Below are 7,356 nucleotides of genomic sequence, written 5' to 3' on the forward strand. Positions count from 1 at the left end.
CGGCTACTGAAGACGCTCTCTAGTAGCGGGGCTCTTTAGACCCCGTTTGCGTATGGGCTGGCCGAGAGCAACGGATGGTCTGAACCGAGGCTAAAAGCACTCGGCTACTGAAGACGCTCTCTAGTAGCGGGGCTCTTTAGACCCCGTTCGCGTATGGGCTGGCCGAGAGCAACGGACGGTCCGAACCGAGGCTAAGCACTCGGCTACTGAAAGAGCAAACTTAGGATTGCCAAGCCAACGAGCGCATACAGAATGCTACGCTTGATGTATGAGCTGAAACTCAAACGGATCTGGCACACTCAATTACCTCACTGGGAAGTGGAACGAGGCATCTATTTCATCACGATCCGATGCACCAACAGCCTGCCATCGGAAGTCAAAAAACGGATTCAAGAAATTCAAACATCCTTAGCTGAGACGAGTTCGGATGACTCAAATTTCCAGCAACTGCAGAGACAATACTTTCTCTGTCTCGAAAAATACCAAGACAGGGGACTCGGCTTTACCCCCTTTCTCGATGAAACATGTTGCGAGCGGGCATTGGCCAGTTTCAAAGCACTCGAAAACTTAGGTTGGCATATTGAGCACTACGCACTCATGCCCAATCATGTGCATTTGGTCGTAAGAAGTGAAGAAGCCGCCGACATGGCAAAAACCTGGAGCGAATGGAAAGGACGTTTGGCGTTTGAATGCAATCGAGTTCTCAATCGCCAAGGTTCCTTTTGGCAAAATGACTGGTTCGACCACGTCTGCCGTAACGAAAACGAAACTGCACGCGTGGTCACCTACGTGCTCAACAATCCAATCAAGGCCAAGCTAGGCAGGAATTACAAATGGGTAGGCTAAAATACGGAGGTCGAAAGTATATAGGTAGCGGGGGACTTTAGACCCCCCGTTCACGCTGGGCTGGCTGAGAGTAACGGAACGTCTGAACCGAGGCTAAAGCACTCGGCTACTTAAGATGCTCTCTAGTAGCGGGGCTCTTTAGACCCCGTTTGCGTAGGGCTGGCCGAGAGCAACGGAACGTCGGAACCGAGGCTAAAGCACTCGGCTACTGAAGACGCTCTCTGTAGCGGGGCTCTTTAGACCCCGTTTGCGCTGGGCTGGCCGAGAGCAACGGAACGTCGGAACCGAGGCTAAAGCACTCGGCTACTTAAGATGCTCTCTAGTAGCGGGGCTCTTTAGACCCCGTTCGCGTAGGGCTGGCCGAGAGCAACGGACGGTCCGAACCGAGGCTGAAGCACTCGGCTACTTAAGACGCTCTCTAGTAGCGGGGCTCTTTAGACCCCGTTTGCGCTGGGCTGGCCGAGAGCAACGGAACGTCTGAACCGAGGCTAAAGCGCTCGGCTACTTGAGACGCTCTCTGTAGCGGGGCTCCTTAGACCCCGTTTGCGCTGGGCTGGCCGAAAGCAACGGAACGTCTGAACCGAGGCTAAAGCACTCGGCTACAAAAAAGTTGGATGTTCTGATCCTTCGCCCCAAAAAGCCCCAGTCTCCGGCTTCCTGCGTTTGGCAGGGCGCGGCGACTGGGGCTGAGAATGGGCCTGTGATGCTTAAGGAGCTTCGACGGCTTGCACGCGGATGAACTGACTGCCCTGTGAGAAATCCAGGGTGATGGTCGCGCTTTCACCTGCGTTGGTGAACGGTTGCGCTAGATCAGAGGTGCTTTGCACTTGCACTTCGAAACTGGCGCTGTTGCTGCCGGAGTTGAGCTCGAGGACTTGTCCATCGATACGTAAGCCTGCGACGGGCACATCGGATAGCCCGTAAGCATTTGGATCGTTCAGGACACTTTGTTCGCCGGCGCTATAGTTCGCATCGAACTCGCTCTGTGTGAAGAGATCATGTGCACTGGGGTTGCCGGTCACTTCGTCTCTTCCCACCTGAGTGTAGGTGTCGGCGACGGGGCCACTTTGATCCGCAACGTCGGGATTGGTTCCGATCAGCGCCTCTTCGGCATCGGAAAGGCCGTCGTTGTCGCGGTCAGATACGGCCACCACGCGACCATCGGGGATGGCATCGTAGCGGGGATCACTATCTACTTTAGCGAATTCGAAGTCTTCGATATAGTTCTGCAAGGCTTGCTGATCGGTGATGCCGAGCGTGGTTTTGATGTAATCCTGACTGGTGTAAGAGCCAGCCCCGAAGCCGTAGCGGAAGTACTGATCGCCTCCGTCTGCATTGAAAGACGGTAACACGAGATCCACGGTGGTGCCGGGAACGGGCACGCCTGCGATAATGAGGGGCGTGCCATCATTGAGGCGGGCTTCAACGACGCGTTGCCCCTGTTGGCTAATGACTTCATTCTCGCCGTCCAGTACCAATGGCTGACGGGTAATGTCGTAGATGACTGACATACCTGCAAGCTGTGGGAAACGGCCGGTGCCATCACCGAAACGTAGCGGGTCCACCCCGGTGCCGGAATCGTTGTCGATGGTGCGCGAGAGGGCATTTTCAAGAACTAGCTTGAGGTCGGCCGTCGTGACATTTTCCACCACTGAGACGAAATTCCCGAAGGGCGAAACGTCGAAGGTGTCGCCCACGCTGATATCGCCAACGGCGATGTCGGAGCGGATGCCACCGCCATTGGCGATCGCAATCTGTGGCAGGTTGACATCGAAACTGGCAGCGCGTTCTTGTGCTGCAGCCAGCAGTGCGTCGGCAACCAGGTTGCCCCCATTTTGCTCTTGTGAGCGAATGAGGTCTGTATCTGTGCCGCCAACAATCAGACTGTCGGTGGAGCCGATGATTTCGCTATCGATCGCAGCGGTAAAGGCGACGACGGGGTCGATCACTTGACTTTTGACGGTGGGATCGAGCGCGTAGCCGTTTTCAGGATCGACGCTATCGGCGACAATCACAGCGGGACCGGAGCTCATGTCCACTCCAAGGAAGTTATTATCGGCATCAAAGCAGAGCGTGAGGCGGCCGAGATAACCATAATTGCCCCCCGAAGTCGCGATCGGAATGCCATTGGCATAGATCGGGTAACTCAGGCCTGCTTCATTATAGTGATCACTGGGCACCAAGCCACTGTCGGCCGCATTCGCTGGCGCGGCGGCGCCATAAACTGCTCGTGGTGACAAGAGCGTGGTCGAGCCGAGAATCTCGTCGCCACCGCCTGCGATGATCGCATTGACGTCGGCAGAGAGCAGTAAGGCCAAGGCCTCATCTTCCGCCACGCCTTGTAGGTGCGAGATCAGAATGATGGCGTCGGTGCTACTAGCGAGCGCTGCGGCTTCTGCGTTGACGGCTGCGGCCACTTCCGAGGCAATCACTGCGCCTGGCGAACTAACGAAGGGCAGGTTCACGGTGGTGGCACCGATGAGCCCGATGACCTTATCCCCCTGAGCGGTGCTGACGGTGATGGTTTTACTTTTTACAATATCACCGGCGGTGACCAGGGCTTGCAGGGCAGGCTCGCCCGTGAAATCCAGGTTCGCGCTCAAATAAGGAACCGGATTGGTGGTTTGTGCATCTTCGATGAATGCGGCCAACACTTCGGGACCAAAGTCAAACTCATGATTACCAATCGCAATGGCATCGTAACCGATATGGCTCAGTGCCAGTGCGTCGTAATAAACCTGCGGTTCGCTATCGACGCTGGCTTGAAACTGCTTGCCAGCGAGGAAGCTATCACCGGCATAAACGACCACCACACCGTGCTCCACAGATTCGTAGAAGCTACGGTGCGCATCAATGGCTGTCTTCATCCGAGCCACATTGCCGTAATCAGGGAAAGAGCTGGAGTATTCTGGCAACTTAGACTCCCCATCGTTGTGGTGCAGGAGTGTGAGGTTCCAGGTGTTGTCGGTTTCCAGTTCGATTTGATACGCGGTCAAGGATCCGCTGACTTCGCTCGCGACTAGTAACAGCGCGTGTCCATTCGGACTGTCTGCCGCGGGCACAAAGGCGAAGCCTTCGGGGCCCACATCGCTGGACTCATCTGGATCGACTGTGAAATCGCGATCGTTGATGTAATCGATAAAGAGCGGCGAGCTCGGATCGGTGATGTCATAGATCATGACACCGCTGACACGCTCAAGCCCGATGAAGGCAATCTGACGTCCGCCAATTTCGGCTAACTGAACGGCTTCTGGCTCGGGGCCTTTATTGTCGGAACGATCGTCGATGCCATTGTCGTCGTTGCTGGCATTGAAATGCTCTGGCAAGTATTGAGCAGTGATGCGCTCGAAGTCGCCTCCGGAATCAAACACAAGTTCGCCCGTGGAAGCATTCCAGATAGAGAAAGAACGCGCGCCCGCGATTTGGATTTGATCCACATCGCCGTCGTTATCCAAATCTCCACCAAAGGCGAAAGTCGCCACATCGCCGAGGCCGGAGCCATCAGTGAGAACGTCGCGATTGGGGAAGATACTCGCATCCAGATTGACATCCTGTAGGTCCATTTCATCGCCGAGGCCACTGCCGGGATAATCACCGAAGTCACCGGGATCACGGCCATCGCCTTCATTGGCAGTCACAATATAGGTCTGACCATTGACTGTGTAGGCCGACATAGCATCGGGCATGTAGAGTCCGAAGAATGGCTGTGGCACAATATTGGCCGCATCGTCGTTTTTCTCCGCATCCAGCGCATTGACGAGTCGCGAGTGATCTTTCGCCCCCAGGGGAAAGATACCAGTGATTGTATCGGTCGCGAGGTCGATGGATAGCATGGCGTTGTTTTCTTGCAGGCCCACATAAGCGGTGCTGCCATCGGGAGCGATCGCGATGTATTCAGGCTCAAGATCCTGCGCCACCGACGCGGCATTCGGATGAATGCGCACCTTTGCTGTGCTGCTTAAATCAACCGGTGCTTTGATCTCTGCCAAGCTGGCTCCGAGCTCAAGCGCGCCGCCCGGCTCGAAGAGCGCGAAGTCCAGCTGAATGGGACTGCCCGGGGTGACTGTGGCACCGGCTCCATTGATTGGGATGATGGTGACCGAGCCCTCGGGGTTGAAATCAGGTGTGCCGCCGCCCACAAGATTGTCGGACGCCTCCCCTTCATTAGCAACCAGCACTTTCAAACCATCGGGGGTGAAAGTGAGCATATCTGGCAGATATCCGGCATCCACTGTGGCGACAGGAGCCACCGCACCTTCGCTGAAACTCAGAGCTGCATCGTAGAAGGCGACGATACCCGTTTCATAAACTGTATCCGCTTGCAGCGCCACAGCCACGGTGCCGTTCTTGCAGGCAACACTGTTGGGACTGTAAGCCTGACCGTCGATATCAGCAAAGCTCAAGCTGCCAATTTTGACCGGTGCACTGGGATCCGAGAGGTCAATGACATCCACGGAGTCATCGTGTGCATTGGTCACAAAGACGCGCTGTGTGGCCGCATCGTATGCAGGAATCTCTGTGGCAGAACCTTCGTAAATACCAGATTCATACGAGCCCAAACGTGTCATGCTGATTGGACTACTGAGTGTCGCTGGATTACTGACCACTGCGAAGCGAGCGCCATCCGCATTGTGATTCAAGTCCGCCCATACTTTATTCTGCGTGGTGTCGACTCCCGCACTCGCCAACGCGGCAGGTGCCGTGGGGCTGGTATAGATATTTGCGAGACGCGCATCCATCCAAGTGCCCGATTCAGGATCGTAGACAGCCAGCGCCAGTGTAGACTCATCCACCCCAGCCGTTGCTGTATACGTCATCTCCATACGGTAGAGTTCACTTTCCTCGCCATCGGCGCGGTTAGCGAGTCCATCTAAAACCAAGATGTCTCCCAGCACGCGCGGGTCGCTCGAGCCATCGATCCAGCTGAAATCGACCAAAGCACCGAACTCCACTAGCTGCGGGGTGATGCCGGCATCCGGCACCGTCATCTGACTTTCAAATACATCATTCGTGCCCGAGACAATCGTGACCTCAGTTGCATTCGGCGAGCTGCTGCTGAGCCCCGCGTAGTCATCGTTGGGCTCCACAAAGAAACGGTCGCCCTCGGTCGAAAAGACCAGGCGGTCCGATAAGACCCAATTGGGCACCCAAGCATCGGTGGTATAAGGGTCCGGCGCTTCACTACTATAATGACTGAAAGTAATCATCGGCCCGTCGACTTCGACGATGCAGTAGCTGACGCGATCGTTCATCTGCACGACCTGACCTTCGTTCTGCCCTTCAGGCATTTCGAAGTTATAGTATTTCTCACTATTAGAGCCGACAAGAATATGGTTCAGCAGCACTTCACCTTGCGTATTCAGTGCCACACTACGACTGTATTGATGGTCGTGTCCGACCAGTATCGTATCAATACCCGCCTGCGCCATCGCCTCGAACATAGACAGCTCAAAGGCAGGGTCACCGCTCTCTCCCTGGAAGATACCATCACGTCCCTTACCAAAGTAAGGCGCGTGCTGAACCAGGATACGGTGCTCGGTTCCAGAAGCCGCAGCGGCGGGCAAGGCCACCCCTTGTAACCAACCGATCAATTCGCTAGGCGCCACGCCATACAAATCCATCGAGACAACAAACATGTTGTTAAAAGTAAAATAGTAACAAGTGCCCGGCCCCTGCACTAAGCTCGCATTGCTCGGCAAAGGAAAGTCCGTGTCCCAAATCGTGCTATCATTGAGTTCAACAGTTCCAAACAAAGGATCGTTGACCACGCTAGTCGCCTCCGCCTTCACATCATGATTACCACGCGTAATATACATGGGGATGCCCGCATCGTAGATCGGCTGTGCCACACTCAACCATAGAGCGTTTTCTGCAGCCGTCCCCGTATCCGTCAAATCGCCAACGCTTATAATCATATCGACTTCATGAGCGTTGACAAACTGATCCACCACCGGGGCCATCAAGCGTGTGGAAACATCCGGATATGCGGCAGCGCCCTGTGTATCCGTGAGCACCCCGTAGCTCCACGACTCGGCTGAGGCAGCTATGGTGAAACAGGAAAGGGAGAGCGTAGCCAAACCGATATAGGAAAGCGATCGTCTCCAATCGCTGGATACACGATCCATCGATACTTTTCCCAAAGGAGAAGCATCGATGCTCGAATTAAAAACAAATGATTTGTAGCGCATGTGTAGCTATGGATGAATGTAATGGTTAAGTGATCGAATAGAGCTGCCAGACTGAGAAAATCCCCAGCGGCACGGATCCAAAATACCTCACGCCCAAAAAACAAACGTTCACATGTAAATTTACGGGAACACAGTTACAGCCGCGCAACATTGTAAAAGCGCCAAGACAAGCCGTCACCCACGCGCCGCATTAGACTTAAAAATCCACCCATCCGTAGCATACTTCAAGTAGCGGGGCTCTTCAGACCCCGTTCGCGTATGAGCGGGCCGAGAGCAACAGCAGGCCCGAACCGAGGCTAAAGCACTCGGCTACTGAAGACGC

General features: G+C 55.0%; 2 protein-coding genes. One reads left to right on the plus strand and one right to left on the minus strand.

Features of this window, described 5'->3' with window-relative positions; all coding sequences use genetic code 11:
• Positions 1-252 precede the first annotated feature (252 nt).
• Complete coding sequence (locus tag QEH52_RS18770) at positions 253-846, plus strand: transposase (RefSeq protein WP_308952494.1); 594 nt, start codon at positions 253-255, stop codon at positions 844-846.
• A gap of 707 nt (positions 847-1,553) precedes the next feature.
• Here the strand turns inward: QEH52_RS18770 and QEH52_RS18775 are convergent.
• Positions 1,554-7,034: a choice-of-anchor I family protein gene (locus QEH52_RS18775; RefSeq protein ID WP_308952495.1), complete on the minus strand. Its 5,481-nt coding sequence runs from the start codon at positions 7,032-7,034 to the stop codon at positions 1,554-1,556.
• Positions 7,035-7,356 lie beyond the last annotated feature (322 nt).

The organism is Thalassobacterium maritimum (assembly GCF_031127805.1).
Lineage (GTDB): Bacteria > Verrucomicrobiota > Verrucomicrobiia > Opitutales > Coraliomargaritaceae > Thalassobacterium > Thalassobacterium maritimum.

Bases quoted from the DNA above. Each gene is read 5' to 3' on its own strand.
- QEH52_RS18775 (WP_308952495.1), bottom strand. From the start codon at position 7,034: ATGCGCTACAAATCATTTGTTTTTAATTCGAGCATCGATGCTTCTCCT.
- QEH52_RS18770 (WP_308952494.1), top strand. From the start codon at position 253: ATGCTACGCTTGATGTATGAGCTGAAACTCAAACGGATCTGGCACACT.